The 25,474-nt window shown below is 73.1% G+C and carries 25 protein-coding genes; 8 read left to right on the top strand and 17 right to left on the bottom strand.

The window, feature by feature from the left end:
• Positions 1 to 114: 114 nt before the first annotated feature.
• Positions 115 to 939: a Rossmann-fold NAD(P)-binding domain-containing protein gene (locus ACTVAJ_RS18315; RefSeq protein ID WP_470389405.1), complete on the bottom strand. Its 825-nt coding sequence runs from the start codon at positions 937 to 939 to the stop codon at positions 115 to 117.
• Positions 940 to 1,029: 90 nt separating this feature from the next.
• Here ACTVAJ_RS18315 and ACTVAJ_RS18310 point away from each other — a divergent pair, with 90 nt between their 5' ends.
• Positions 1,030 to 1,983: an AraC family transcriptional regulator gene (locus ACTVAJ_RS18310; RefSeq protein WP_470389404.1), complete on the top strand. Its 954-nt coding sequence runs from the start codon at positions 1,030 to 1,032 to the stop codon at positions 1,981 to 1,983.
• Here the strand turns inward: ACTVAJ_RS18310 and ACTVAJ_RS18305 are convergent.
• The 5 genes from ACTVAJ_RS18305 to ACTVAJ_RS18285 all read right to left on the bottom strand — a co-directional run bounded on the left by ACTVAJ_RS18305 (position 1,937) and on the right by ACTVAJ_RS18285 (position 5,808).
• On the bottom strand, positions 1,937 to 2,887 hold the full coding sequence (locus ACTVAJ_RS18305) for a GlxA family transcriptional regulator (RefSeq protein WP_470389403.1): 951 nt from the start codon (positions 2,885 to 2,887) through the stop codon (positions 1,937 to 1,939). The two genes, ACTVAJ_RS18310 and ACTVAJ_RS18305, sit on opposite strands and share 47 nt — an antisense overlap.
• A complete protein-coding gene (locus tag ACTVAJ_RS18300; RefSeq protein ID WP_470389402.1) occupies positions 2,884 to 3,486 on the bottom strand; it encodes an isochorismatase family protein in 603 nt (200 codons plus the stop codon). The genes ACTVAJ_RS18305 and ACTVAJ_RS18300 overlap by 4 nt, the downstream gene beginning before the upstream one ends.
• 88 nt (positions 3,487 to 3,574) lie before the next feature.
• Complete coding sequence (locus ACTVAJ_RS18295) at positions 3,575 to 4,033, bottom strand: GNAT family N-acetyltransferase (protein WP_470389401.1); 459 nt, start codon at positions 4,031 to 4,033, stop codon at positions 3,575 to 3,577.
• Between the two features lie 127 nt (positions 4,034 to 4,160).
• Positions 4,161 to 4,787 (bottom strand): HAD-IA family hydrolase, encoded by a 627-nt coding sequence (locus ACTVAJ_RS18290; RefSeq protein ID WP_470389400.1) that lies wholly within the window; start codon positions 4,785 to 4,787, stop codon positions 4,161 to 4,163.
• 37 nt (positions 4,788 to 4,824) lie between these two features.
• The gene (locus tag ACTVAJ_RS18285; RefSeq protein ID WP_470389399.1) at positions 4,825 to 5,808 is read right to left on the bottom strand and encodes an endonuclease/exonuclease/phosphatase family protein; all 984 of its coding nucleotides are present in this window, start codon (positions 5,806 to 5,808) and stop codon (positions 4,825 to 4,827) included.
• Positions 5,809 to 6,180: 372 nt separating this feature from the next.
• Between ACTVAJ_RS18285 and ACTVAJ_RS18280 the strand changes: the two genes are divergently transcribed.
• The 4 genes from ACTVAJ_RS18280 to ACTVAJ_RS18265 all read left to right on the top strand — a co-directional run bounded on the left by ACTVAJ_RS18280 (position 6,181) and on the right by ACTVAJ_RS18265 (position 10,988).
• The gene (locus ACTVAJ_RS18280) at positions 6,181 to 7,191 is read left to right on the top strand and encodes an NADP-dependent oxidoreductase (protein ID WP_470389398.1); all 1,011 of its coding nucleotides are present in this window, start codon (positions 6,181 to 6,183) and stop codon (positions 7,189 to 7,191) included.
• A 668-nt stretch (positions 7,192 to 7,859) separates the two neighbouring features.
• Positions 7,860 to 9,449: a BCCT family transporter gene (locus ACTVAJ_RS18275; protein ID WP_470389397.1), complete on the top strand. Its 1,590-nt coding sequence runs from the start codon at positions 7,860 to 7,862 to the stop codon at positions 9,447 to 9,449.
• Between the two features lie 229 nt (positions 9,450 to 9,678).
• Positions 9,679 to 10,404: a nucleotidyltransferase domain-containing protein gene (locus ACTVAJ_RS18270; protein ID WP_470389396.1), complete on the top strand. Its 726-nt coding sequence runs from the start codon at positions 9,679 to 9,681 to the stop codon at positions 10,402 to 10,404.
• 137 nt (positions 10,405 to 10,541) lie between these two features.
• Positions 10,542 to 10,988: an Hsp20/alpha crystallin family protein gene (locus ACTVAJ_RS18265; RefSeq protein WP_470389395.1), complete on the top strand. Its 447-nt coding sequence runs from the start codon at positions 10,542 to 10,544 to the stop codon at positions 10,986 to 10,988.
• Between the two features lie 65 nt (positions 10,989 to 11,053).
• Here ACTVAJ_RS18265 and ACTVAJ_RS18260 read toward each other — a convergent pair whose 3' ends face one another.
• The 3 genes from ACTVAJ_RS18260 to ACTVAJ_RS18250 form a co-directional block, all read right to left on the bottom strand.
• Complete coding sequence (locus ACTVAJ_RS18260) at positions 11,054 to 11,428, bottom strand: antibiotic biosynthesis monooxygenase family protein (protein WP_470389394.1); 375 nt, start codon at positions 11,426 to 11,428, stop codon at positions 11,054 to 11,056.
• Positions 11,429 to 11,506: 78 nt separating this feature from the next.
• Positions 11,507 to 11,947 carry a VOC family protein gene (locus tag ACTVAJ_RS18255; protein ID WP_470389393.1) on the bottom strand — a complete coding sequence of 147 codons (441 nt, stop codon included), beginning with the start codon at positions 11,945 to 11,947 and terminating at the stop codon, positions 11,507 to 11,509.
• A gap of 82 nt (positions 11,948 to 12,029) precedes the next feature.
• Positions 12,030 to 12,827: an SDR family oxidoreductase gene (locus ACTVAJ_RS18250; protein ID WP_470389392.1), complete on the bottom strand. Its 798-nt coding sequence runs from the start codon at positions 12,825 to 12,827 to the stop codon at positions 12,030 to 12,032.
• 149 nt (positions 12,828 to 12,976) lie between these two features.
• Here ACTVAJ_RS18250 and ACTVAJ_RS18245 point away from each other — a divergent pair, with 149 nt between their 5' ends.
• Positions 12,977 to 14,239 carry an NAD(P)/FAD-dependent oxidoreductase gene (locus ACTVAJ_RS18245; protein WP_470389391.1) on the top strand — a complete coding sequence of 421 codons (1,263 nt, stop codon included), beginning with the start codon at positions 12,977 to 12,979 and terminating at the stop codon, positions 14,237 to 14,239.
• Positions 14,240 to 14,362: 123 nt separating this feature from the next.
• Here ACTVAJ_RS18245 and ACTVAJ_RS18240 read toward each other — a convergent pair whose 3' ends face one another.
• The 6 genes from ACTVAJ_RS18240 to ACTVAJ_RS18215 all read right to left on the bottom strand — a co-directional run bounded on the left by ACTVAJ_RS18240 (position 14,363) and on the right by ACTVAJ_RS18215 (position 21,335).
• The gene (locus ACTVAJ_RS18240) at positions 14,363 to 15,865 is read right to left on the bottom strand and encodes a SulP family inorganic anion transporter (RefSeq protein ID WP_470389390.1); all 1,503 of its coding nucleotides are present in this window, start codon (positions 15,863 to 15,865) and stop codon (positions 14,363 to 14,365) included.
• 466 nt (positions 15,866 to 16,331) lie between these two features.
• Positions 16,332 to 16,739 carry a MerR family transcriptional regulator gene (locus ACTVAJ_RS18235; RefSeq protein WP_470389389.1) on the bottom strand — a complete coding sequence of 136 codons (408 nt, stop codon included), beginning with the start codon at positions 16,737 to 16,739 and terminating at the stop codon, positions 16,332 to 16,334.
• A 108-nt stretch (positions 16,740 to 16,847) separates the two neighbouring features.
• A complete protein-coding gene (locus ACTVAJ_RS18230; protein ID WP_470389388.1) occupies positions 16,848 to 18,119 on the bottom strand; it encodes a glycosyltransferase in 1,272 nt (423 codons plus the stop codon).
• Positions 18,120 to 18,124: 5 nt separating this feature from the next.
• Positions 18,125 to 18,745, bottom strand: coding sequence for a TetR/AcrR family transcriptional regulator (locus tag ACTVAJ_RS18225; RefSeq protein WP_470389387.1), 621 nt, complete (start codon positions 18,743 to 18,745; stop codon positions 18,125 to 18,127).
• 128 nt (positions 18,746 to 18,873) lie between these two features.
• The gene (speB, locus tag ACTVAJ_RS18220) at positions 18,874 to 19,875 is read right to left on the bottom strand and encodes an agmatinase (RefSeq protein ID WP_470389386.1); all 1,002 of its coding nucleotides are present in this window, start codon (positions 19,873 to 19,875) and stop codon (positions 18,874 to 18,876) included.
• Positions 19,872 to 21,335, bottom strand: coding sequence for a purine-cytosine permease family protein (locus ACTVAJ_RS18215; RefSeq protein WP_470389385.1), 1,464 nt, complete (start codon positions 21,333 to 21,335; stop codon positions 19,872 to 19,874). Before ACTVAJ_RS18215 ends, speB begins: the two co-directional genes overlap by 4 nt.
• 95 nt (positions 21,336 to 21,430) lie before the next feature.
• On the opposite strand from ACTVAJ_RS18215, the gene ACTVAJ_RS18210 reads away from it, so the two are divergent.
• Together ACTVAJ_RS18210 and ACTVAJ_RS18205 are read left to right on the top strand one after the other, a co-directional pair.
• Positions 21,431 to 22,114, top strand: a complete 684-nt coding sequence (locus ACTVAJ_RS18210) for a TetR/AcrR family transcriptional regulator (protein ID WP_470389384.1) — start codon at positions 21,431 to 21,433, stop codon at positions 22,112 to 22,114.
• 53 nt (positions 22,115 to 22,167) lie between these two features.
• The gene (locus tag ACTVAJ_RS18205; protein ID WP_470389383.1) at positions 22,168 to 22,788 is read left to right on the top strand and encodes a maleylpyruvate isomerase family mycothiol-dependent enzyme; all 621 of its coding nucleotides are present in this window, start codon (positions 22,168 to 22,170) and stop codon (positions 22,786 to 22,788) included.
• A gap of 30 nt (positions 22,789 to 22,818) precedes the next feature.
• On the opposite strand, the gene ACTVAJ_RS18200 is transcribed toward ACTVAJ_RS18205, so the two are convergent.
• Positions 22,819 to 24,462: a glycoside hydrolase family 10-like protein gene (locus ACTVAJ_RS18200; protein WP_470389382.1), complete on the bottom strand. Its 1,644-nt coding sequence runs from the start codon at positions 24,460 to 24,462 to the stop codon at positions 22,819 to 22,821.
• A 266-nt stretch (positions 24,463 to 24,728) separates the two neighbouring features.
• Positions 24,729 to 25,364, bottom strand: coding sequence for a TetR family transcriptional regulator (locus tag ACTVAJ_RS18195; RefSeq protein ID WP_470389381.1), 636 nt, complete (start codon positions 25,362 to 25,364; stop codon positions 24,729 to 24,731).
• Positions 25,365 to 25,474 lie beyond the last annotated feature (110 nt).

Below are 25,474 nucleotides of genomic sequence, written 5' to 3'. Positions count from 1 at the left end.
CTGCGCGGTCGGGCGGATGGTGTCCCCACGTTAGGCCACGTCATGACCGGTGCGCCGCCGGGCCTGACCGCGCACGCCCGGCCGGAACCCGGCCGGGCGTGCGCGGACGGGGCGTCAGGCCCAGATCCCGGTGCGCGCGGTACGGCGGGCGTAGTCGGCGAAGTCGCCCGCCGGACGGCCGAGCACCTGGCGCACGTCGTCGGTCGGTCGCGTGTTCCGGCCGTCCAGGATCTCCTGGAAGAGCTCCGCCAGCCCCCGGGCGAGCTCGGCCGGGACGCCGTCCGCCACCGCGCCCTCGACGTACTCCTCAGGCGTGACCGTCAGGTGTTCCACCGCCCGCCCGGACGCCTCGGACAGGACCGCGGCGGCCTCCGCGAAGGTCAGCGACCGGGGCCCGGTCAGGTCGTAGGTCCGCCCGGCGTGCCCGTCCTGGGTCAGCGCCGTCACGGCGACCTCGGCGAGGTCGTCCAGGTCGACGAACGGCTCGGCCGCGTCCGGGACCGGCAGGAGCGTGACCCCGGCGCGGACCTGGTCGGTGAAGAAGGACTCGGAGTAGTTCTGCGCGAACATCGAGCAGCGCGTCAGGGTCGCGGCCGGGAACACCTCGCGGACCGCCCGCTCGGCGGCCAGCGCGCCGTCCTCGCCGCGCCCGGAGAGCAGGACCGCCCTGCCCACGCCGTGCTCGGCGGCCCGGGCCGCGAAGGCGGCGACGGTCTCGGCCGCGCCGGGGAAGGCGAGGTCGGGGTGGTAGCAGAGGTAGACGCCCGTGACCCCCTCCAGCACCGCGTCCCAGGTGCCGGTGTCGTGCCACTCGAAGGGCGGGGTGCCCGACCGCGACCCGACGCGCGTGTCCACGCCGCGCCGTGTGAGGAGGTCGGTGACGCGGCGGCCGGTCATGCCGGTGCCGCCGGTGACAAGGATGCGTTCGTGTGTCGTCATGGATTCAGTACAGCAGCGCCAGTCCAGACGGAACATGGTTCAGATGCTGGATCACATAAGAGATCGTCTGATGCGGCGTAGGGTGGAGGCATGGATCCCCTCACACACCTCCTGGACGGACCCCGAGCACGGGGCGCCTGCACGCTGCGCACGGTGATGAGCCCGCCCTGGGCGATCGAGGTCCGCGACCGCGCCGCCCTGACCCTCGTGGTGGTGACCTCGGGCCGGGCGCGTGTGGCCGGTACCCACGGGCAGGCCGCACTGGTCCCCGGTGACGTGGTCCTGATGCGCGGGCCCGACCCGTACGTCGTCTCCGACTCCTCCGGCCGCTCCTCCGCGCCCGCCATCACCATCCTCCCCGGCCAGCGCTGCGTGTCCGCCGAGGGGGAGGAGGTCCACCTGACCATGAGCCACGGCATCGGCACCTGGGGCAACGACCCCGACGGCGAGGACACGATGGTCGTGGGCGCCTACGAGGACGACAGCGAGGTCGGCCGACTCGCCCTGACCGCGCTGCCGCCCATGACCGTCCTGCCGGGCGGCCGCGTCGACCCGGCGCTCGTGGACCTGTTGAGCCGTGAGATCACCTCCGGGCGGGTGGCCCAGGCCAGCCTCACCGACCGCCTCCTGGACTCGCTGCTCGTCATGGCCGTGCGCGCGTGGCTGGAGGAGGACCGCGACCGCCGCCCCACCTGGCTCCGGGGCGGGAGCGATCCGGTGGTCGCCCGGGCCCTCGAACTGATCCACGAACGCGCGGCCCAACCCTGGACCCTGGAGGGGCTCGCCCGGGCCTGCTCCGTCTCCCGCGCCACCCTGGCCGCGCGCTTCCAGCGGGCCGTGGGCACCCCGCCCATGACCTACCTGCGTACCTGGCGGCTGACCACCGCGTCCGACCTGCTCACCGCCGAACCGGGCCTGGGCCTGGAGTCGGTCGCGGCGCGGGTCGGCTACGGCAGCGCGTTCGCGTTCAGCACGGCCTTTCGCAGGCACACCGGGGTCAGTCCGTCCCGGTACCGGTCGCGGGCCGAGCCGGTGGCGCACTGAACCGCGACCGCAGGCGCCGCAGCATCCGGGCGTCCTGGAAACCGACCGCCCGCGCCGCCGCCTCCAGGGTCTCCCCGGTGCCGATCAGGTGTTCCGCGTGCTCCAGCCGCAGCGCCTGCTGGTACCGCAGCGGCGTGAGCCCGGTCGCCGACGTGAACGCGCGGGTCAGGGTGCGCTCGCTCACCCCCGCCCCCGCGGCCAGCTCCGTCAGCCGGAGCGGCGACCGGTAGCGCGCGTCGATGGCGTCCTGGACCCGGTGCACCACGTCCACCACATGCCCCCGGTGCCGCATCATGGCGCTGGCCTGCGGTTCGTCACCGTTGCGGCGCGCGTAGACCACCATCTGCCGCGCCACCGAGGCCGCCGCCGAGGGGCCGTGCCGCACGGTGACCAGGTGCAGCGCGAGGTCGATACCGCTGGCGATCCCCGCCGAGGTGACCACACCGCCGTCCGCCACGTACAGCACGTCGGGCACCACCCGCGCCCGGCGGTGGCGGCGGGCCAGCTCTTCCTGGAGCGTGTGGTGGGTGGTGCAGCGCCGACCGTCGAGCAGCCCCGCCTCGGCCAGGGCGAAGGCCCCCGAGCAGACACTCGCCACGGTGCCGCCCGCCGCGTGGTGGGCGGTCAGGGCCCCCGCCTGGTCGTCGGTGAGCACACGGCGCACGGCGGCGTCGCCGGTGCGCCAGCCCGGGACCAGCACGAGGTCGCGCGCTCCCAGTTCGGGCCAGGAGGTCTCGGCGCGCAGGGTCACGCCCTGGGCCGTGGGGACGTCCGGGTGTTCGGCCACGTACCGGGTCCGGTACGCCAGCCCCAGCAGGGACTCGGCGGTGGAGAACACCTGCGCCGGGCCCGCGAGGTCGAGCAGGTGCAGGCCCGGCGTGAGGAGGAAGACGACTGTGGTCACGATCCGGTCAGTGTAGCCTCCGCGGTGATCTCGGCGACCGTGCGCACCCTGGCGAACCGGCCCGAGAGCGCGTACACGGTCCGCTGGACGATGGCGTCGGGCAGCAGGGTGGCCGGGTCGGCGAGGATCTCCTCCAGGGGGCGGCCGGCGGGGGCGCCGGGCGCCTCGATCGGTTCGGTGGCGGTGGCGTCCACCGCGAACGTCACCCGGTAGCCGAGGTCGGAGGCGACCCTGGCGGTGGTCTCGCAGCACTGTTCGGTGCGCACGCCGCAGACGGTGACCTCGTCCACACCGCGTTCGGTCAGGTATCCGTGCAGGTCGGCACCGGTGATGGCGTTGTGCACGGTCTTGGTGCGCACCGGTTCGCCCTCGCGCGGGACGAGCCCGTCCATGAGCTCGACGAACCCGCGCCCGGGGTCGAAGACGGTGCCGCTGCCGGGTTCGGTGTGCAGGACCCAGATGACGAGGTCGCCCCGTCGGCGGGCGTGGTCGACCAGGGGGGCGATCCGGTCGGCGACGTCGGGGGCGGAGGACGCCGACCAGCTCTCGCGCTGGAGGAAGGACTTCTGGGCGTCGATGACGAGGAGTGCGTGTGCCATGCGTCGATCCTGGCAGTGCGGACCCGGGCCGGGACAGACACGATCGCGCCGATGGCCGGACCGATCCGGTCACCCGCGGTCGAGCCGGTCAGGCCAGGCGCTTCTTGAAGCCCACGTGCGAGGGCAGGTAGCCCAGCCGCTCGTAGAAGCGGTGCGCGTCCCCGCGCGTCGCGTCCGAGGTCAGCTGGAGCAGCGCGCACCCGCGTCGGCGCGCCTCCGCCTCGGCCCAGGCCATGAGGTCGGAGCCGACCCCGTTGCCGCGTTCGTCGGCGTGCACCCGCACCGCCTCGATCTGGGCGCGGCTCGCCCCGCCCCGGGACAGGCCGGGGATGAAGGAGAGCTGGAACGTGGCGACCACCCGGCCGCCGCGGCGGCCGACCACGAGCAGCTCGCTCGGATCCCCGTCGACGGCCTCGAACGCGGCGAGGTAGGGGGTGGGGTCGTCCGTGTTCTCGCGGTTCGCCCCCAGTTGGTCGTCGGCGATCAGCGCGACGATCGCCGGGACGTCCTCGGCGCGGGCGGGGGTGAAGGTGACGGGCTCGGTCACAGGATCTCCTCGGCTCGGATGCGGCAAACGTAGCGAACCATCCGCAACCACGCGGGCTGGGGGTGTCGGCGCCGCACCACGCGCCGGGGCCGTCCCCCGGCCGCGGCCCGCACCGGTGAGCATCCGGTCAGAGCAGCAGGTCGGCCACCTCGCGGAGGTCGGCGGCCACCGCGGTCGCCTCCGCCAGCTCCTCGGGTGTGTGGGTGGAGGCCACGGCGATGACCGGCATTCCCGCGCTCCGCCCCGCCCGCACACCCGCGGGCGAGTCCTCCACCACCACGCACCGCTCGGGCGCGGCCCCCATCCGCTCGGCCCCCAGCAGGTACGGAGCCGGGTGCGGCTTGCCCTGCGCCACGTGGTCGGCGGTCACCAGGACGTTGGGGAACGGCAGGCCCGCCGCCTCCAGGCGCGCGTGCGCGATCAGGTCGCCGCCGGAGGTCACGATCGCCCAGGGGCGGTGCCGCCCGTCGAGCGCGGCGATCAGCTCGCGGGCGTGCGGCATCGCCCTGACGTCCTCCGCCCGCGCCACCTCGTGTGCCTGGATCCGGTGCGCCTCCGCCTCCGGGTCCAGGTGCGGGGCGACCAGGCGGACGAGACCGAGGTCGGTGCGCCCCGCGTGGTACCGCAGCACCTCGTCCGCGTCCAGACCGCGCTCCCCGGCCCAGGCGGTGAGGCCCCGGGCGATGCTCTCCCCGGAGTCGACCAGGACGCCGTCCAGGTCGAACAGGACGGTCGCCTCGGTGTGGTCGCCCACGCGTGCCTCCGATCGGTCGGTGTGTTCCCGCCGCACGCTACCGCGCCGTGGGCAGCGTCACCTCGGTGAGGACGCCCCGGTGGTCCGTGCCGCCCACGTCGGGCACCTCGTACTCCCTGACCCCGACCTCCCCGGACCGCACCAGCACGTGGTCGATGGCCACCCGCGGCAGCGACCCGTCGGCGGGCCAGGTCCCGGTCAGTCCGTCTCCGTGGACCCGCCCTGCGCTGACGTAGCCCGAGTCCAGGACCGCGCGCATCGCGGCGTGGTCGAGGGTGGCGTTGAAGTCCCCGGCCAGGATCCCGAACCCGTCGATCTCGTCCGTGGCCGGGAGCGCGGCCAGGCCGGCCCGCCAGACGGGGAGGCTCTCCGCCGAGTACGGAGCCACCGGGTGCACCGACACCACCTCCAGCGCCTCCTCGGGGAACCCGCCCCCCTCCCTCCCCCCGGTCGCCGCGTAGCCGGGCACCTCGATCCCCGCGTGGGCCATGTGGAGCGCGCCGATCTCCCGGCCCGGGCCACCCCGGTCGGTCAGGGGGAAGACCGAGTGGACGCTGCTGCCGTACACGCCCGGGGCGGAGTGGTCGACCGTGTGCGGCAGCCACGTGCCCAGGCCCGCCGCCTCCAGGTCGTCCACCAGCTCGGGGGTGACCTCCTGGAGGGCCAGGACGTCCACCTCGCGGTCGCGGACGAGTTCCACCACGTCGGCCGCCGCCACGCCGCCGGCCAGCGTGTTGAGGCTCAGGAGCCGTACCGTCGTGTGACCCGACGAGGTGATCCCGAAGTCGACCGCGCGCGGCAGTACCGACACCGCCAGTACGAGCACGGCCGCGGCCAGCACCGCCAGCGGGGCCCACCGCCGGAGCAGGCCGACCGCGAGCCCGGCCGCGGTTCCGGCCGCCAGCGCGTACGGTGTGAGTGCCATCAGGGGGACCAACGGGTAACCGCGTTCCCAGCCGAACGCCCTGACGAGGGCGAACACGGCGAAGGCGACCGCCACCGCCCAGACGAGGACGGTCACGCCCGGACTCCGCCGCCGCCCCGTGCGCTCCTGCGCGCGGTACGGCTCCGCCCTCCGTACGACCACCGGCCCGACCCCCTCCGCGTCCCCGGAACGTTCTTTCGCCCATGGGACCACGGGGGCGGCCGACGGTGCGCGGTCACGCCGCGACGGCCCGCGCGGTGGCTCCCGTCACGTGGGCCGCGCCACGCGGCGGCCGTGTGCGCACGGTGGGCGCGGATCCCGTTCCCCGACCGACGCTCCCATAGAAAAATCTATGCTGACCTCAGGCATTTCTATTGGTAAAGCGATCAGCGCCAGGTCTACTGTGTGCGGGTGCGCGCGCCTGACCGCGCGCCACACACCACCCGGCCACAGGTAAGAGGAAGCACCATGTCCGTCACCAGCAGGGAAGTCCACCTCGTCGCCCGTCCGGTCGGCGAGCCCAAGCCCGGGGACTTCGCCCTGGTCGAGACCTCCGTCGCCGAGCCCGGCCCCGGACAGGTCCTCGTCCGCAACGACTGGATGTCCGTCGACCCGTACATGCGCGGCCGGATGAACGACACCGAGTCCTACGTGCCCCCGTTCCGCCTCGGCGAGGTGATGGAGGGCGGCGCCGTGGGCACCGTGACCGCCTCGGGCAGCGACGCCGTCCCGGTCGGCGCCACCGTCCTGCACATGGGGGGTTGGCGCGAGTACGCCCTACTGGACGCGGACACGGTACGCGTGGTCGACACCGACCAGGCACCCGCCGACGCCTACCTGGGTGTCCTGGGTATGGTCGGGCTCACCGCCTACGCGGGTCTGACCCGGATCGCCCCGGTCAAGGAGGGCGACGTCGTGTTCGTCTCGGGCGCGGCGGGCGCCGTCGGCAGCCTCGCCGGGCAGATCGCGCGCCAGCTCGGCGCCTCCCGCGTGATCGGATCGGCGGGCGGCCCGGAGAAGAAGCGCCGCCTGCTGGAGGAGTTCGGCTACGACGCGGCGATCGACTACCGTGAGGGCGACCTGGAGGGCCAGCTCGCCGAGGCCGCCCCGGACGGGGTCGACGTGTACTTCGACAACGTCGGCGGGGACCACCTGCGCGCGGCGATCGGCGCCATGCGCACCCACGGGCGGCTCGCGCTGTGCGGGGCCATCTCCATGTACAACGCGACCGAGCCGGTGCCCGGCCCGGACAACCTCTTCCTCGCGGTGGGCAAGCGCCTCACCCTGCGCGGGTTCATCGTCGGCGACCACTTCGACCTGTTCGGGGAGTACGCCCAGCGCGCCGGGGGCTGGCTGGCCGAGGGCTCGCTGAAGGCGGAGCGCACCGTCGTCGACGGCATCGACCACGCGGTCGACGGCTTCCTCGACATGATGCGCGGAGCCAACACCGGCAAGATGCTGGTGCGCCTGGGCGCCTGAGCGCCCGGCCGGGGCCCGCGCCGCCGGAGTCCCCGGCGCGCGGGCCCGTTCCCGTGTCCGCGCCCGGCCGCCCCGCCCTCCGGTTCCGGGGCCGGATCCAGACCGTCGTCCTCGTCCTGGCCGAACAGCCCGGGCGCCGTCAGCGCGCACGTACCCGATCCGACGCACCTGTTCCGGTCCGCCGTGATCCTCATGCCGCGCCCTTCCGGGAGACCGGGAGGGCGCGCACGCCGTACAGCGCGCCCCCGTCGGTGAAGGGAAGTCCGCGACGTCGGTGGATGCGGTGTCGTGGGTCATGGCTGTGTCCCCCGCGCCCGGTTCGGTCGTGGCCCCCGACGACATCATGGCGGGCGGGGCCGGTGCAGGGGCGGCCGTGCGGAACCCGGGGAAGGGCGCGAAGAACATCGCGCCGCCTATGGCATGAGATGTCACGAGATTTCATCTCAGAAAAGTGTGGCTGATCCTGAAAAATCCCCCCTGGGAACATCGGCGGAGATTCCACCGTGTGTCTTTCGGGGATTTCGGGGAGAAAGCACGAGACGCCCGGGGGTGATCGGGGCGGTGCCCTTCTCCCCGCCCCCGTCCGTTGTATCGTGCGAGGCCGGAGCGGGTATCAGAGGCCGCCCCGGCGCGGTGGAGCGGGCCACGGATACCAGAAAGCACACGGAATGCTCGACAGAATCACGCAGTGGCTGGGGCTCCGGACGGATCCGGTCATCTTCTTCGTCGCCGCGGCGCTGGCCGTCGCCTTCGTGGTGAGCGCGATCGTCTTCACCGAGGCCGTCGACGCCGCTTTCGGCGCGGTGTCCGGGTGGATTCTCACCCACCTCGGATGGCTCTACATCCTTGGTGTCACCACGTTCCTCGTCTTTCTCATCGGAATCGCCTTCAGCAGGTACGGCCACGTCCGCCTCGGCCCCCAGGACGGCAGACCGGAGTACAACGACTTCATCTGGTTCTGCATGCTGTTCGCGGCGGGGATCGGCAGCATCCTCATGTTCTGGGGGGTGGCCGAGCCGATCAGCCACTACGCGGACCCGCCCCGGGCGGACGTGGAGCCGGAGTCGGTGGACGCGGCCCGGCAGGCCATGGGGTTCACGCTCTACCACTTCGGCCTGCACACCTGGACGATCTTCTGCCTGCCCGCGCTCGCCTTCGCCTACTTCGTGTACCGCAGGGGGCTGCCGTTCCGGGTCAGCTCCGTCCTCCACCCCTTCATCGGCGACAGGATCAGCGGCCCCATCGGGCGGAGCGTCGACATCGTCGCCGTCCTGGGCACCCTGTTCGGGGTGGCGGTCACCATCGGCCTGGGCACGATGCAGATCAACAGCGGCCTCAACGAACTGTTCGGGGTCTCCGAGAACCGGGTGACCCAGCTCGCGCTCATCGCCATCGTCACCTGCATCGCGGTGGCCTCGGTCGCCTCCGGGCTGGACGTCGGCATCAAGTGGCTGTCGACCATCAACATCGTCATGGCCGTGGGCCTGCTCGCCTACGTGTTCGTGCTGGGCTCGCCGGTCTTCCTCGCCCGCGGGGTCATCGAGACCACGGGCGTGTACCTGGAGGCGCTCGTCCCGCTGTCGTTCTGGAACGACACCTTCGGCGACACCGGCTGGCAGGGCTCGTGGACCGTCTTCTACTGGGCCTGGACGATCACGTGGTCGCCGTTCGTGGGCATCTTCATCGCCCGCGTCTCCAAGGGGCGCACCATCCGCGAGTTCGTGGTCGGGGTCCTGTTCATCCCGACGGCGTTCAGCATCGTGTGGTTCAGCGTGTTCGGGCTGTCGGCCTTCGACATCGAGATGTACGGCGGGGGAGGACTCGTCGAGGCGGTCGTGGTGGAGCAGGACCTGCCCGGCGCGCTCTTCTCGTTCCTGGAGCACTATCCGCTGACGACCCTCGTGTCGGGGCTCTCGATCCTCATCGTCGTCATCTTCTTCACCACCTCCTCGGACTCGGCGTCCCTGGTGGTGGACATGCTGTGTTCGGGTGAGGCCAGGAACCCCACGCGGCAGCGCGTCTTCTGGGGCGTGGCCGAGGGGGCGGTCGCCGCCACCGTGCTCACCGCCTCCGGCGTCGGCGGGCTGGACGCCCTCCAACAGACGATCATCGTCTTCGGCCTGCCGTTCTTCGCCATCGCCTTCGTCATGATGGCGGCCCTCCTGCGCTCCCTGAGGCGGGAGACGGTGGCCGAACCGGCCCGCGTGCGCCCGTTGTCGGTGCGGCGGCGGGGAGGCTCCGAGGGCAGGGGCAGGTAGCCGTCGGCGTCCGAGGACGTGCGGTCGCCCTGCGCCCCGAACACGTGGGCGGACCAGCGGACCGAGGGGCGGGCAGCGGGTGGCGGCCGGGAGAGGGTCGCTGCAACCGATCGCGGCGGGTGCGTGGGTAACAAACACCCGCAACCGTTCGGGGTGCCCGCGGTGACCAGGTGCGGGTACGGGGCCCACCCCCGCCCACCGATGGGCAGCGGTGGGCCATGATGGCCCCATGACCACCGACACCACCGACGAACGCTTCCTGTCCTCGGTCGCCGACCGGCTCGCCGCCCTCCCCGCCGTCAGCGCGGTGAGCCTCGGCGGGGCCCGGGACCTGGCGGTCTACCACCGGGGCGCCTTCGGCCCCGGGGCCCTGCGCGACGCCGGGTGGGAGGGCGAGGCGTCCGAGAGCGGCGGCCGGGGAGGCGGTGCGTTCGACGGCGGCACCCGGTTGCGGATCGACGGGCGCCGCGTGGACGTGCACCACCGGGACCTGGCCGACGTGGAGTATTGGTGGGCCGAGGCGCGGGAGGGGCGGTTCGGGATCGAGCCCCACGTGTTCCACCTCGCCGGGAGCCCGACCTACCTGGTCGTGGCCGAGCTCGCCCTCGGCCGGGTCCTGGCCGGCGACCTGCCCCGCCCCGACTACCCCGAGGCGCTGCGGGTGGGCGCGCCCCCGGTGTGGCGGGGCCTGGCCGCCGCGACGCTCTCCCACGCCGAGCACGTCCACGCGCCGCACGGCCGGGTGGCGCAGTGCGCCGGGCTCGTCGCCCGGGCCGCGTCGCAGGCCGCGCACGCCGTTCTCGCCGTCCGGGGCGAGTGGGTCGCCGACGACAGGACGCTCCTGCCCCGGGCGGGTCTGGAGGAGGTCGACCTCGTCGTCGCCGGGATGACCGCCGACCCCCAGGACCTGACGGCCGCGGTGGCCGAGGTCGGTCGGATCATCGCGACCGCCTGACGTTCGGCCCTGGCGGACGCGACCGGGGTGACGGGCGGTACCTGACCGGGCCGCTGACCTCGCGTCACGCGGCGGGGCGGTTTATCCGGCGCGTATCGCTGGAATGAAGCGAACGTGAGGGTAACTCGGTTCGATTCATGAACCTGGAGGTCGCCATGATGCTCATGCGTACGGACCCGTTCCAGGAGTTCGAGCGGATCACCCAGCGGCTCCTCGGCGACGCGACCCACCCGGTCGTCATGCCGATCGACGCCTACCGCGAGGGTGACGAGTTCGTCGTGCAGTTCGACCTGCCCGGGGTCCGGGCCGACTCCATCGACCTGGAGATCGAGCGGAACGTTCTCACCTGCAGGGCGGAGCGCCGGCTGACCGTTCCCGAGGGGAGCGACGCGGTCGTGGCCGAGCGGCCCTCGGGGAGGTTCTCCCGGCAGCTGTACCTGGGGGAGGAGTTGGACACCGACCACCTGTCCGCCGAGTACGCCGACGGCGTGCTCACGGTGACCATCCCCGTGGCCGAGAGGGCCAAGCCGCGCAGGATCAGCATCACCGGCGGAGGAGGCCGCAAGCAGGAGATCAAGGGCTGAGCACCGGCCCGTCCGGGGCCGGACCCGACCGGGGTCCGGCCCCGGACACGTGCCGGAGCCCCGTGTCACGCCCCGCCGGAGACCCGCTGGACCACCTCGAAGCCCCACAGCTCACTGCCGGTCGCGGCGGGCTTGGCCCCCTCCGCGCCGCCGTGCCCGTGCCCGTGGCCGTGCCCGTGCCCGGTCTGTCCGGACTCCTGCGCGGCCTGGGCGTGCCCGTGCCTGAACTCCTGGCTGTTCACCCAGTTCTGGAAGTCCTCCTCCGACCGCCACCGGGTGTAGACCAGGTACCGGTCGGTGCCCTCGACCGGACGGAGCAGCTGGAACTCCTCGAACCCCGGCTGGTTCTCCACCAGCCCCGCCCGCTTGGCGAAGCGCTCCTCCAGGGTGGCTCCCGCGCCCTCAGGGACGGTCAGGACGTTGAACTTGACGACGCTCATACGCATCCTCCACGTTGTTCGGTACGGCCCCCAACCTAGGACAGTCCACCGGCGGACGCCCTCGTACCCCCGCCCGGGTCAGCCGAAGACCACGTCGCCGTTCTCGTCGATGCGCCACCCCGGGTTGTGCGCGATCTCCCACACCACCCCGTTCGGATCCTTGACGTGGGCGTGGAAGATCCCGCCGAACTCGCCCGGCTGCGGGCGCTTGAGCACCGACCCGCCCGCCGCGACCATCAGCGCCACCGTCTCCTCGACCTCCTCGGGGCTGTCGACGTTGTGCGCCAGCGTCACCCCGGACGCGCCGGTCGTGCCGATGACGCCCGCCGCGCCACCGAGGTCGCGGTCGAACTTCTCGGCGTCGAACAACCCCAGGACCACGCCCGGAGCGACCTGGAAGAAGACGATCTCGCCGGGCACGTCCAGCAGCCGCTGCCAGCCGAGCCCGTCGCAGTAGAAGGAACGGGCGGCGGCGAGGTCGGCGGTGGCGAGGGTGATGAAGTGGACCTGCTGCTTCACGGTGGACTCCCCGGGTCGGTGTGGGTCGGCCACCACATCCTGCCGGAGGGCGCCGGCACCGCCGCGCACCCCCGACGCCGTGTCACAGCCCGTGTCTGCGCGAGACCAGCCGCAGCACGACCGAACGCGGGAACAGCCGCCGCAGGGCGAACACCAGCGGCGCGTTGCTGCCCACCGCGTACAGCGGGCGCGGCCGGTCCGCCTCGATCGCGCGCACGATGGTCCGCGCCACCGCGTCCGCGGAGATCCCCCGCGCCTCGTTGGCGTTGAGCGCGCTCAGCATCCTCCGGTACTCGTCGGCGAACGGCGAGTCCACCGCCAGGTACTGTGTGCGCCGCTCGCTGATACCCGTGTTGATCGACCCCGGCTCCACCGTCGCCACGCCGATCCCGTACGGCGACACCTCGCGGCGCAGCGCGTCGGCGAACCCCTTGAGCGCCGCCTTGGACGCCACGTACGACGACCGGAAGGCCAGCGGGAAGCTCGCCAGCATCGACCCCACCATCACCACGCGCCCGCGGCGCCGCTCCCGCATCCCCGGCAGCACGAGCTGGGTCAGGCGCACCGCCCCGAACACGTTGATCCGGAACAACCGCTCCAGTGCGTCGGCCGGCAACTCCTCCAGGGGGCCGTTCTGGCTCTCCCCGGCATTGTTGACCAGCACGTCCACCGGGCCCGCAGCGGCGGCACACGCCTCGATCGACGCGTGGTCGGTCAGGTCCAGGGCCAGGTACTCCACCCCCGGGACCGGATCGGTGACCGCCTCGGGCCTGCGGCTGGTGCCGTACACGCGGTAGCCGCGCCCGACCAGGGCGGCGGCGACGGCCGCGCCGATACCGGAGGACGCTCCCGTCACGAGCGCGGTGGGGGTGGTGGTCATGGGGAGTCTCCTCGGGGAAGGACCAGGTGCGGACAGCCTCCATTCCTACCGCCCGGTAGGTGTGCCGCGGCACCCGGGAGGGCCGTTTCCCGTCCGCCCGGGAGGGCACGGCAACACCACGGACCTTCATCACCGAGAGGAGTCGGGTCATGACCGAAGGTGCGAGCGTGCTCGTCGTCGGCGCGGGCGTCGCCGGACTCAACGTCGCCCACCAGCTGCGCCGACGGGGGGTCGACGTCGCCGTCGTGGAGTCCCGCCACCCGGGCGCGGGCGCCTCCCACGGCAACGCGGGCTGGGTCAACCCGGCCCAGGCCGGGCCGGTTCCCGACCCCGTCCTGCTCGGGGACGCCCTCCGCGCCTTCCGCGACCCCGACGCCCCGCTGCGGATCGCCCCCGACGCCCTGCCCCTGCTCACCCCCTGGTTCCTGCGGTTCCTGCGCAACTGCACCCCCGCCCGCCACGCGCGCGGGGCCCGCGCGCTCGCCGCGCTGGGTACCCGCACCTTCCCCCTCATGGACCAGCTCGCCGAGGACGGGGTCGAGTTCACCCGCACCCGGACCGACTTCCTCGCCGTCGCCCGGGAGCCGGACGCGGTCGAGGCCTACCTCGGCTCGCTCCGTCCCCTGCGCGAGGCGGGCTTCGACCTGCCCACCACCGCCCTGGACGGGGACGGGCTGCGCGAGATCGAACCGGCGCTGTCCGACCGCGTGCGTGCGGGCGCCCTCCTGCGCGACCACGTCCAGACCGAACCGGACAGCCTCGTCGCCGGGCTGACCGCGCACCTGCGGGCGGGCGGCGTCCCGGTCGAGGAGGGTGTGGCCGTGACCGACGTCAGGGCGCGCGGCGGGGTGGTCGACGCGGTGCGCACGACGGCGGGGGAGCGCCCGGTGGGCGCGCTCGTGATCGCGACCGGGGCCAAGGCCGCCGCGCTCACCACCCGGTTGGGGCGGCGCGTCCCGGTCGTCGGCGGCCGGGGGTACAGCTTCGACGTGCCCGTCGAGCGGCTGCCCCGGGCGTCCACCCTGCTGCTCGACGCGCACGTGGCGTGCGCTCCCATGGGCGGACGGCTGCGCGTGTCGGGCGGCATGGACTTCGGCCGCGGACCCACCCGGCCCGACCCCGTCCGGATCGACGCCATCACGCGCGGAGCGGCGCCGATGATCGTCGGCGCGGACTGGACGGACCGGAGGCACCCCTGGGCGGGGGAGCGCCCCCTCACACCCGACGGCCTGCCCGTCGTCGACCGGCTCCCCAGGTACGCCAACGCCTACGTGGCCACCGGGTACTCCATGCTCGGGCTGACCCTGTCCGCTCCGGCGGCCGAGGCGCTGGCCGCCTTCCTGGTCGAGGGGGTCCGCCCCGGTGTCCTGGAGCCCTTCCGCGCCGACCGGTTCGGCCTGCGGCGGCACTGACGGGGCGCGCCGGTCAGTCGCCGATGTAGCGCAGCACGGCGAGGACCCGGCGGCCCAGGAACACGGGACGGGCCGCCCGGGGGAGTCCCCCGGGCGGCCCGCGGTCGTACACGGTGCGGCCGGTCAGTGCCCGCCGCTGAGTGTGCCGGTCAGCTCGGTGTGCAGCCGCTCGCTGGGCTGGTTCAGGCCGGTGATCTCGACCTCGACGCCGTGCCTGCGGAAGTGCTCGGCCACGTGGTCCAGCGCCGCGACGGCCGAGGAGTCCCACACGTGGGCCTCGGACATGTCCACGACCACCTTGGTCAGGTCCTTCTCCTGGTAGTCGAAGTGGCCCACCAGCTGGTTGGTCGAGGCGAAGAACAGCTCGCCGTGCACGGTGTACACGCGTGTGCCGCCCTCGGGGTCCAGCACGCTGGTCACGTCGGCCTGGGTGGCGGCCTTCTGGGCGAAGAGCACCATGGACACGATCACCCCGATGATCACCCCGAGTGCGAGGTTGTGGGTGTAGACCACCACGGCGACGGTGACGACCATGACCAGGGTCTCGGTCCAGGGCATGCGCCGGATCGTCCTGGGGGCGATGCTGTGCCAGTCGAAGGTGACGATCGACACGAAGACCATCACGGCGACCAGGGCGGCCATCGGGATCATGCCGACGACGTCGCCGAGCCCCACGCACAGGATGAGCAGGAAGAGCCCGGCCAGGAAGGTGGAGATGCGGGTGCGGGCGCCGGAGGAGACGTTGATCATCGTCTGTCCGATCATCGCGCATCCGGCCATGCCGCCGAAGAACCCGACGATGACGTTGGCGATGCCCTGCCCGCGGGCCTCGCGCGCGTGGTTGGACGTGGTCTCGGTCTGCTCGTCGACGACCTTGGCGGTCATGAGCGACTCCATCAGTCCCACCAGCGCCAGGGTCAGGGCGTAGGGGGCGATCAGCGTGAGGGTGTCCAGTGTGAGGGGCACGTCGGGCAGGAAGGGGACCGGGACGCTGTCGGGCAGCTCGCCCATGTCGCCGACGGTCCGGGCGTTCACGCCCAGCGCGATCGAGGCGACGGTCAACACCACGATCGCCACCAGCGGAGCGGGTACCGCCCTGGTCAGGTACGGCAGGCCGAAGATGATGGCCAGCCCGACGGCGACCATGGCGTAGATCGGCACCCCGACCCCGACCAGGTGCGGCATCTGGGCCAGGAAGATGAGGATGGCCAGGGCGTTGATGAACCCGGTCATCACGCTGGGCGGGACGAACCGCATCAGCTTGGCCACGCCGCACAGGCCCAGCACGACCTGGAACAGGCCGGCCAGGATCGTGGCGGCCAGCAGGTAGTCGACCCCGTACTCCTTGGACAGGGGGGCGGCGACCAGGGCCATGGCGCCGGTGGCCGCCGAGATCATGGCGGGGCGTCCGCCCAGGAACGCGATGGACACGGCCATGACGAAGGACGCGTACAGCCCGACGCGGGGGTCGACCCCGGCGATGATGGAGAACGCGATGGCCTCGGGGATCAGGGCCAACGCCACGACCAGCCCGGCGAGCACGTCCGCGCGGATCTGGGCCGCGGCGGGGATACGGGACTTCCACGTCCGTGGGGAGGTCTTCAGCGGCAGATTCATGGAACCCATCTGGGGTCGGGCAGCCCGGCGGGTGGGGCCGCGGTGTGCGGTCTGGTGGTCGGCGACGGCGCGCGGCGGCCCGCACCGTGCGGGGTGTGGGGTGGCGCCTGGGTTTCCGGTGCGGCACCGCGGGTGCCCCGGAGCGCGGCCGCGTCGCCGCGCGCCCGGCCGCGCCGACGGGGACGTGTCGCCCCGCGGGACGCGCCGGGAAGAAGAGGAGGGTGGGACGGGGGCCACGGAGAGTGGGCCCGACCGGACAGACCCTACCGTTACGTGAGGGTTGGTGTCACTGTGTGCGACTGAGACAACTCTCACAGGGGGTGGTCGCCGGCGCCGTTCCGCCTGACGACGGCCGCGAACGCGGACCACTCCCGCACCTGGCCCCGATGACCCTGCGTGATGATCGGTGAGGCGACCCCGGGGTGTGCACATCTTCCGGTCACCCGCGCGGAGGGGCGGCAGGGCGCGGGCGGCGTCAGGCGGACGTGGTGCGACCGCCCCGCTGCCGGCGCAGGCGCTCGGCGAACTCCTCGGCCATCTCCAGCTGCCGCCGCAGGGTGAGGCAGCGGTCGGCGATGGCCGCCTCGAAGGAGTCGAGCCGCTCGGCCAGAGCGGCGCGCTCGTCCTCGTCGGTCTCGTCCGAGCCGAGCCCGTCGACGGCGGTCAGGAGCTCACGGGTCTCCTCCAGGCTGAACCCGAGCGGTTTCATCCGCTTGATCAGCTGGAGGCGGTCGACGTCGGTCTCGGTGTAGAGCCGGTACCCGCCGCGTGAGCGCGCGGAGGGCACGACGAGGTCGACCTCGCCGTAGTAGCGGATCGTGCGCAGGGACAGTCCCGTGCGCTCCGCCACCTCGCCGATCCGCATGTGGTGCGCCTGCGCCACGGTGTCCCCCTCCTGACGGTGTTCACCCCACGTTAGACCCGGATTCGCCCGGCCCGCCCGCCCGGGCGGCGCAGGAGTGGGAGGTCACACGCCGTCGGAGGCGCGTGGTCACCCCGCGGTGGCCTCCGCCAGGGCGAGCGCGGCCCCGGTGCCGTCCTCGGCGCGCACGCGCTCGCCCAGGGCACGCGCCCGGTCGGCCAGCCGCGGGTCGCGAACCGCGTGCGCCAGGGCCCCGGCCAGCGCGTCCGCCGTCAACCGCGGGCCGCGCAGCGGAACGGTTCCGGCACCGGACTCGTGGACGCGCCGCGCCCAGAACGGCTGGTCGCCCCAGAAGGGGCACACGACCTGCGGGCGTCCCGCCGCCAGCGCCGCTCCCGCGGTACCCGCCCCGCCGTGGTGGACGACCGCCGCGCACCGCGGCAGGAGCAACGGGTGCGGGGCCCGGTCGATCACCAGGACACCGTCCTCCCCGGCCGCCGCGGTGATGCCGCCCCAGCCCGACGCCACGACGGCGCGCACCCCCGCACGCCGGGCGGCGCCGACCACGAGGCGGCCCAGGGCTTGGGGGTCCGCGCTGGGCATGCTGCTGAATCCGACGAACACCGGTGGGTCGCCCGCGTCGAGGAAGGCGTCGAGTTCGGGGGAGAGCGCCTCGTCCGGTGCGGGCGGCAGGTACCAGAAGCCGGTGGTGTGGACGTGGGACGGGTAGCCGGTGCCCGGCGGCAGCAGGTGGCGGCTGAACGGCTGGAGGAGGGGGGACCGGCCGCCGTCCGGGCGGAGCAGGAGGTCGTGCGGCAGGGCGCCGGAGGGCAGGCGCAGCCGTCGCTCGCGGAAGTCGTCGACGACCGAGCGCTGGCCGCGCAGGGCGAGGGCGGCCAACCGGTAGGAGAGGGGGTTGAGCGCGTCGGGCGCCCAGGCGGGCCAGGGGACGCCGGGCGCGGGGAAGGCGCGGGTGGGGATCCAGGAGGGCTGGAGGGCGACGGGCAGGCTGGGCGCGCCCAGCGTCGCGGCGATGTCGCGGCCCGGCATACCCGCGTGGTGGATGACGAGGTCGGCTCCGCCCTCGGCGGCGTCGGCCATGTCGTCGAACACCCGGCGCATGAGCGGTCTGATCCGCCGGATCAGCGACGCCGCCCGGGTGAGGGCGCGCGGCCCCCGCAGCTCCGGGATCTGCCCGCCCGGGGTCCGCACGTCCTCCAGGAGGCGGTTGGGGCCCTCGTCGACGGGGTGGTAGGCGATCCCGGCCGCCTCGGCCAGGGGCGCGGAGGAGGAGGGCCCGGCGAGCAGGGCCCCGTGCCCGGCCCCCTCCAGGGCCAGCGCCAGGGCGACGAAGGGCTGGACGTCGCCCCGGGTTCCGTGGCTGAGGAGGAGGACGCGCACGACGGTCAGTCCCTCCGGGGGGTGAGGGCGGTGGTCACCGCGTCGACGAGGAGGTCGAGCACCGCGTCGGCCCGACCGGGGTCGACCAGGCGGTGGCGGTAGGTGGGCAGCATCAGGACCGACTGGAGGACGCCGACGATCACGGGCACGTCCGCGTCCACGACCGCGCCCTCGTCCCGGCGGGCCGCGAGGAACTCGGTCAGCGCCGTGGCGGGGTTGTCGTCCGAGGTGGCGGACACCGCCTCCGGGGTGACCTTGCGCGTGACCATCTCCATCTCCTCCGGATGCGACATGAGCCTTCCGTAGAGGGGGTTGTCGGCCAGCTCGCGCAGGGTCGCCCAGAGGAAGCGGCGCAGGGCCTCACGGGTGTCGTCCGGGCTGGTCAGCAGGGCCTCGTCGACCACGCGCCGCCGGACGTCGGCCATCTGCCGCCGCATGAGCTCCAGGTAGAGCGCCTCCTTGGAGCCGAAGAAGGCGTAGAAGCTGCTCTTGGCGATCCCGGCGGGCGCGACGAGGTCCTCCAGCGAGGTCTTGCGCAGGCCGCGCGTGGTGAACAGGTCACGGCCGGACTCCAGCAGGATCCCGGTGATCCGGGCCCTCTCCTCGGCCGAGAACGCGGGCGGCATACGGGGCCTCTCTCGTCGTCGGGGACGCTGAAAACATAAGAACACAAAGTTCATATGTTCTCAAGGTGTGGGTCGCGCAGGTGTGCGGGCGGCCGGGACGCGGGGTCCGGCCGCCCGCCGACGGTGGATCAGCGGCCGTCCAGCAGCGGGCGGGCGGGGTCCCAGCCCCGTCCCTTCCGACGGGCGGCGATCCCCGACAGCGCCTCCAGCACGACGCGGTTGCCCAGCATCGCGGTGACGTCCGCGTGGTCGTGGTCCGGGGACACCTCCACGATGTCCACGCCGACCACGGGCAGCTCCACGCAGATGCGGCGGACGGCGTCGAGCAGTTGGCGCGAGGTGAGGCCGCCCGGCTCCGGGGTGCCGGTGCCCGGGGCCATCCCGGGGTCGACGACGTCCACGTCCACCGACAGGAAAACGCCGTCGCACTCGTCGGTGGCCAGGGCGAACGCCTCGTCCAGGCAGGTGTTGAGGCCCCGCGCGTCCATCTCGCTCATCTCGTAGCACCGCATGCCCTGCCGGGCCATCCAGGACAGCGTCTCCTCCTCGGGCCAGTACCCGCGCAGGCCCATCTGGATGAACCGGTCGCCGCGCACGGCACCCGACTCGATCAGTCTGCGCATGGGCAGCCCGTGGCCGAGCAGCGACCCGAAGTCGATGTTCCCGGTGTCGGCGTGCGCGTCGAAGTGGATCACCGACACGCGTCCCCACCCGTGGTGGCTGGCCACGCCCTGGACGTCGGGCAGGGCGATGGTGTGGTCGCCGCCGAGCATGACGGGGATCTTCCCCGCCGCGGCCACCGTGGTCACGGCCCGGCGGACGCTGGCGACCATTCCCTCGATGTCGCCGTTGAAGCAGTCCACGTCACCCGCGTCCCTGACGTTGAGCTCGACCAGGCCGTCGGAGCGCACCGCCAGGTGCGGGCGTCGGCCGTCGTGCGGCAGGTAGTCGGTGCCCCGGAGCGCCCGCGGGCCGAACCGCGTGCCCGCGCGGTAGGAGGTGCCCCCGTCGAACGGCACCCCCATGATGACCGCCTCGGAGTCGGCCCAGGTGGAAGGCTCGTCGAGGTCACACCGGTCGATGCCGAGGAAGGTGATGTCGGGGCCGAACAGCGGTGCGAAGCGTGTCATGGACGGTCTCCTTCGATGGTGGTTGCGGTGGTGCTCGGCCCCGGGTCGGCGGGCGGCCCCACCCGGCCCCGGACGAGCAGGTAGTAGACGGCCGCGGCGACCGGTCCGCCCAGCAGGGACAGGTCCGCGCCGACGGCCGCGGCCAGCGGGCCGAGCCACAGTTCGGAGTCGGCGGCCAGCACCGAGAACGCGGTGCCCGCGGCCAGCGCGACCAGGCCCGAGCGGTGGAACCCGCGGGTGTAGCGGTAGGGGCCGCCGTGGAGGTCGTGCAGCCCGGCGGCGTCGTAGCGGGCGCGGCGCAGGGCGGTGTCGGTGAGGAACACCCCGGCCCAGGGCGTGAAGACCACGACCATGACCGACAGCAGGGACAGCACGGCCGCGGTGAAGTCGACGACGAACAGCGCGACCGCCGAGCCCGCGGTGACCAGGACGACCTGGATCAGCACGGTCCGGGCCCGCTTCAACGGCACGCCCAGGACCTGGAGGTTCAGTCCCGAGGAGTACAGGGTCATGATCGTGTTGGTGACCGAACCACCCACGACGACCAGCAGGAACGGGATCTGGAACCACACCGGCAGCAGACCAGCGACGGCCTCGACGGGGTCGGTGTCCGCGCCGATCCCGACCCTGGTGGCCGCGGCGATGCCGATGACGCCCAACGCGACCGAGGGCAGCATCGCGCCCAGCCCGGTGGCCAGGGTGATCCCGCGCGCGCGGCTGTCGGCGGGCAGGTACCGGGTGAAGTCGGCGCAGATCGCGATGTAGGAGAGGGCCCCGCCGGAGACGGCGACGACCAGGCCCAGGCTCCACGCCCACAGGCGGGGCTCGGCCGGGGCGGTGGCGGACAGGTCGGCCTGGGGCAGCACGAGGGCGCCCAGGACGACCGTGCACACGACCAGGCCCACACCCAGCCAGCGCTGCATGACCTCGACGGTGGCGTGTCCCCAGACGGCGACGCTGGCGGTGCACACGATCATCAGGACCAGAGCGGTGACACGGACCGCCGCGCCGTCGCCCAGCCCGACGGTGTCGGCCAGGACGGTCAGGGCCAGGACCCCGACGACCGTGTTGAGGATGATGTAGCCGATGCTGACGAGCCAGTTGAGCACGGCGACCGGGTAGTTGCCCCAACGGCCGAACGAGGCGCGGGCGACGACGAGGGTGGGCGAACCGGTGCGGGCGCCGGTGGTCGAGGCGGCCCCGACCGCGAAGAAGGCCAGGTTGCCGACGAGGAAGATCGCGGTCGCCTCCCAGAAGGAGAGGCCGAAGCCGACGACCAGGGCGCCGTTGATGACGAACGTGAAGGTCAGGTTGGCGCCGAACCACACCCAGAAGAGTTCGCGCGGGCCGCCGTGGCGGTCGCCGTGCGGGATGCGGTCGGCGCCGTGCGTCTCGACCTGGAAGACCTCGTCCGTGGCCACTCCCGTGCTCGGCGGACGGATGCCGTGGGGGTCGGGCATGTGTGCTCCTCGGTTCCTGACTTTAAAATCAATGTGACTGATCTTAAAGTCAGGGTGAGCTGTGACACAAGCGGCTGATGGTAAAGAATGGCGCCATGACCTCCAGCGACAGCCGAACCCGCATCCTGGACGCCGCCGTGGAACTCATCGCCAGGGACGGGTACGACGGTGTCCGCCTGGCCGAGATCGCCCGGCACGCCAGATCGTCCACGGCCCTGATCCACTACCACTTCGCCACCCGCACCCAGCTGTTGGCCGCGGCCATCACCCACTCGCTGGACCGCGAACACGCGCGGCTGTCCGGCCTGGCCGACGACGTCGGGCGTACCTCACCGCCCGAGCGCGTGGCCGACCTGGTCGACTTCTGGCTGCCGCTCACCCCGGACGACGTGCGCGAATGGATGCTGTGGTCGGAACTGGAGGGCCGCTCCGTGCGCTCCGCCGACCTTGCCGCGGCGCTGACCGGCCTGTACGCGCGGATGCGCGAGCCCTTCGCCGCGGCGGTCCGCGACGGTGTCGCGGCGGGGGACTTCGGCCCCTGCGACCCGGAGGAGGCCGCCACCGCCGCCCACGCGCTGCTGGGCGGGCTGGCCGTGCGCCTCCTCGCCCGGGACCCGGCACTCACCGTCCCGGCGGCCCGGGACCTGGCGGGGCGGCACGTGGCGCTGGCCGTCGGCTACGCGGCCCCCCTGCCCTTCGCCGACCGCGAGGTTCCCGAGTACGTGCCCGACCTGGGCATCGCGCCGGCACCGCCCCGCCGCAGGGCCACCCGCTCCTGAGGCGTCGGCCGGGGGAGGGCCGACTGTCGGAGTCCGCGCGTAGCCTGTCGGCCATGAATCCTCTCTGGCAGGCGGCACACGACGAACGGGCGGCCCTGGCGGCGGACCTGTCCGGACTCACCGACGACCAGTGGCGGAGCCCGTCGCTGTGCGCCGGGCTGAGCGTGCGTGAGGTGCTCGCCCACATGACCGCGGCCGCGAGTCTGAACCCCGTGCGCTGGATGGCGGGTGTGATCCGCTGCCGGTTCGACTTCGACCGGCAGGTGGCGATGCGTCTGGCCGAACACCTGGGCCGGACCCCGCAGGAGACCCTGGAGGGTTTCCGTGCGGTGGTCACGAGCACGACCTCGCCGCCGGGGCCGACCGCGGCCTGGCTCGGCGAGGTCGTCGTGCACTCCGAGGACATTCGGCGGCCCCTGGGGATCAGTCGATCCCATCCGATCGACGTCCTCACCCGCGTGGCCGAGTACTACCGGGGCACCGACATGGTGGTCGTGGCCGGGACGCGCGTCCGCGGACTGCGTCTGGCCGCGACGGACGGCCCCTTCGCCGCTGGTGAGGGACCGCTGGTGTCAGGTCCGACCCTGGCCCTCATCATGGCCATGACCGGGCGCGGGACGTTCTGCGACGACCTCACCGGCGACGGGGTCGAGCTGCTGCGGGAACGCTGCTGACCCCGTCGCCGGTGAGGTGTCGGCGGCCGCTCAGGGCAGGCGGCGCGGGTTGCTCGGCTGGCTCTCGTGGTGCAGGCGGTCGAGCGCGGTCACGAGATAGGTGTGCTCGCCGCCACCGCCCGGCACGGTCAGCACCGTCTCCCGGCCGGCGGAGGCGCGCACGGTGGTGACCATCGAGCGCGGATCGGCCAGTCGGCACAGGTCCGGCCGGAGGCCGTCGTGCCCGTCGAGGGCGTAGACCGCGAAGTAGGCGGGATCCTGGCCGCGTCCGGCGCGGACGGTCAGGCGGACGGTTCCGTCGGCCTCCCGTGCCCCGACCAGTACCGGCCGTCCGGGAGCCTGGCCGCCCCGGCCCGGCGTCACCGGAACGAGGGCCGGATGGGCGTAGTGCTCCCGGGCGAGGACGGCCATGGCGTCGGCCGCGTTGGTACGCAGTGAGGTGGCGCTGAAGTAGACGTCGCCGTGCACCCCGGAGCGCCCCCGGTTCAGCTCCACGTGCCGGGCGAGCTCGCGCGGATCGGACCACGAGCCGTCGTTGCCGGCCTTGTAGGCGGCCTGGCCGATGTACAGGTGGGTGCCGGTGCCCGCGGTGACCTCCTCCCACCAGGGGACCAGCACCGCGTAGTCGGCGACCGGCAGTCCGATCTCCCAGTAGACCTGCGGGTTGACGTAGTCGAGCCACCCCTGGCGGACCCATCTGCGGCTGTCGGCGTAGATGGCGTCGTAGGACTGAAACCCCCGGGTGGCGGAGCCGTCCGGGTCGCTGGAGGAGTTGCGCCAGATCCCGAACGGGCTGATGCCGAACCGCACGTGCGGCTTGACGGCGTGCACCGCCTCGCCCATCTCCCGCACCAGGCGGTTGACGTTGTCGCGCCGCCAGTCGCCGACGTCGTCGAAGGCGCCGCCGTACTCGGCGAAGGTGTCCTGGTCCGGGATGGCCTCGCCGGACACCGGATAGGGGTAGAAGTAGTCGTCGAAGTGCACGCCGTCCAGGTCGTAGTTCTCGACCGCGTGCGTCATCGCCTCGATCACGAACGCGCGCACCTCGGGGATGCCGGGATCGTAGTAGAGGCGACCGCCGTAGGGGAACACCCAGTCCGGGTTGCGCCGGGCCGGGTGGTCCTCGACCAGGCGGCCCGGATCGTCGTGCATGGCCACGCGGTAGGGGTTGAACCACCCGTGGAACTCCAGGTTCCGGGCGTGGGCCTGCTCGACCGCGAACTCCAGGGGGTCGTAGCCGGGGTCCCGGCCCTGCTCGCCGGTGAGCCACTCCGACCACGGCTCGTGGGGGGAGGGCCAGAAGGCGTCGGCGGTCGGGCGGATCTGCACGAACACGGCGTTGAGCCCGTTGGACCGGGCCTCGTCGTAGAGGTCGACGAGCTCCGCCCGCTGCTCCTGGGCGGTGAGCCCCGGCGCGCTGGGCCAGTCGATGTTGACCACGCTCGCGATCCACTCGGCGCGCATCTCGCGCTTGGGCGGGGCGAGCGGGTCGACCGCGCACTCCGCGGGACCCCGCCGGTGGCCGTCGCCCGGGCTTGCGGCGGCGGGTGGCGCGTGGAGCGGCAGGGCGGTGAGGGCGGCGGCGAGCGCGCCGCTCAGCAGGGCGGTGCGGGGGCCGCGGGTTCGTCCCGCGGTGACCCCGGGGGCGGGTCGGTTCCGTTTCGGTCGCGTCAACGTGGCTCCTTCCGGCTTCCTCTCGGGAAGCTGTGCGTGGGCCAGACACCGAGTGGGATCTCATCGTAGCTTTCCGGACACGGAGGGTGACGAAGTCCGGAGGTTCTGTGGAAAACCTTCACGAGCCGTACGGAAAGCGCAAGAGATCTTCGCGATGTGGGTGACGGTGTGACGCACGGGGCGGCGGAGTTCCCCGCGGGTGCGCCAAACGCGCCCCGGCGGAGTGCTCCCGGCCCGCCCCCGGCGGGTGCGCGCGTCCTTCGGTCTCAGCGCACGGCGTAGTCCCCGAGGGAGCCCGCCAGGAACGCGAAGGCCCGTTCGGCGGAGGCGGCCACCGCCTCGGAGATCCGGGCGTCGTCCCACCCGCGGAGGGTCAGCTCCTGGACCCGTCGGAACAGGATCCGGTCCGCGGCGGCCAGTTGGGCGGCCGCGACCCGCGGGGTGAGGTCGTCGGGGGCGGCTCCCGTCTCGGCCGCGAGCGCCTCGGCCAGCGCGGCCTCGCGCTGGTCGTGCAGGTCGCGCAGGCGGGCCACCAGGGTGGGGCTGTCGGCGACCATCCGGGCGAAGCCCGGCCCGGAGAACCCGATCACCGGGTCGTGCCCGCCGATCCCGGCGAGGAGCCCCCGGTGCAGGGCCGACAGTGCCGACTCGCCCCCCTCCCGCCGTGCGACCAGGAGGGCGAGACCGCTGACGAACTCCTCCTGCCGGTCGAAGGCCATGTCCTCCTTGCGCGCGAAGTAGTTGGTGACCGTCTTCTTGGCCACCCGGGCGGCCGCGGCGATGTCGGCGATCGTCGTCGCCTCGAAGCCGTGGGCCAGGAACAGCCTGGTGGCGTGGTCGGAGATGAGTTGCCGGGTCTCCTGCTTCTTGGACTCCCGGAGCCCTGCGGGTTCGTTGCTCATAGGGGAATCTTACACTCGATATAAATTTACGTTTGACAAATTATGAGTGTGGGCATAAGTCTGCATCCGTCATAAATTTTCCGTGCAGGAGGTCCTCCGCCGTCCACCGC

Source organism: Nocardiopsis sp. KDC1DS13DA1, from assembly GCF_055632325.1.
Note: the sequence above shows the minus strand (reverse complement) of the source record. Positions and strands in the feature narration are given on the sequence as shown.

Coding starts and splice junctions, on each gene's coding strand:
- ACTVAJ_RS18315 (WP_470389405.1), bottom strand. CDS start 939: ATGACGACACACGAACGCATCCTTGTCACCGGCGGCACCGGCATGACC.
- ACTVAJ_RS18310 (WP_470389404.1), top strand. CDS start 1,030: ATGGATCCCCTCACACACCTCCTGGACGGACCCCGAGCACGGGGCGCC.
- ACTVAJ_RS18225 (WP_470389387.1), bottom strand. CDS start 18,745: ATGCCGCCCGCGTTCTCGGCCGAGGAGAGGGCCCGGATCACCGGGATC.
- ACTVAJ_RS18245 (WP_470389391.1), top strand. CDS start 12,977: ATGACCGAAGGTGCGAGCGTGCTCGTCGTCGGCGCGGGCGTCGCCGGA.
- ACTVAJ_RS18210 (WP_470389384.1), top strand. CDS start 21,431: ATGACCTCCAGCGACAGCCGAACCCGCATCCTGGACGCCGCCGTGGAA.
- ACTVAJ_RS18215 (WP_470389385.1), bottom strand. CDS start 21,335: ATGCCCGACCCCCACGGCATCCGTCCGCCGAGCACGGGAGTGGCCACG.
- ACTVAJ_RS18280 (WP_470389398.1), top strand. CDS start 6,181: ATGTCCGTCACCAGCAGGGAAGTCCACCTCGTCGCCCGTCCGGTCGGC.
- ACTVAJ_RS18205 (WP_470389383.1), top strand. CDS start 22,168: ATGAATCCTCTCTGGCAGGCGGCACACGACGAACGGGCGGCCCTGGCG.
- ACTVAJ_RS18240 (WP_470389390.1), bottom strand. CDS start 15,865: ATGGGTTCCATGAATCTGCCGCTGAAGACCTCCCCACGGACGTGGAAG.
- ACTVAJ_RS18300 (WP_470389402.1), bottom strand. CDS start 3,486: ATGGCACACGCACTCCTCGTCATCGACGCCCAGAAGTCCTTCCTCCAG.
- ACTVAJ_RS18250 (WP_470389392.1), bottom strand. CDS start 12,827: ATGACCACCACCCCCACCGCGCTCGTGACGGGAGCGTCCTCCGGTATC.
- ACTVAJ_RS18195 (WP_470389381.1), bottom strand. CDS start 25,364: ATGAGCAACGAACCCGCAGGGCTCCGGGAGTCCAAGAAGCAGGAGACC.
- ACTVAJ_RS18275 (WP_470389397.1), top strand. CDS start 7,860: ATGCTCGACAGAATCACGCAGTGGCTGGGGCTCCGGACGGATCCGGTC.
- ACTVAJ_RS18270 (WP_470389396.1), top strand. CDS start 9,679: ATGACCACCGACACCACCGACGAACGCTTCCTGTCCTCGGTCGCCGAC.
- speB (WP_470389386.1), bottom strand. CDS start 19,875: ATGACACGCTTCGCACCGCTGTTCGGCCCCGACATCACCTTCCTCGGC.
- ACTVAJ_RS18265 (WP_470389395.1), top strand. CDS start 10,542: ATGAACCTGGAGGTCGCCATGATGCTCATGCGTACGGACCCGTTCCAG.
- ACTVAJ_RS18260 (WP_470389394.1), bottom strand. CDS start 11,428: ATGAGCGTCGTCAAGTTCAACGTCCTGACCGTCCCTGAGGGCGCGGGA.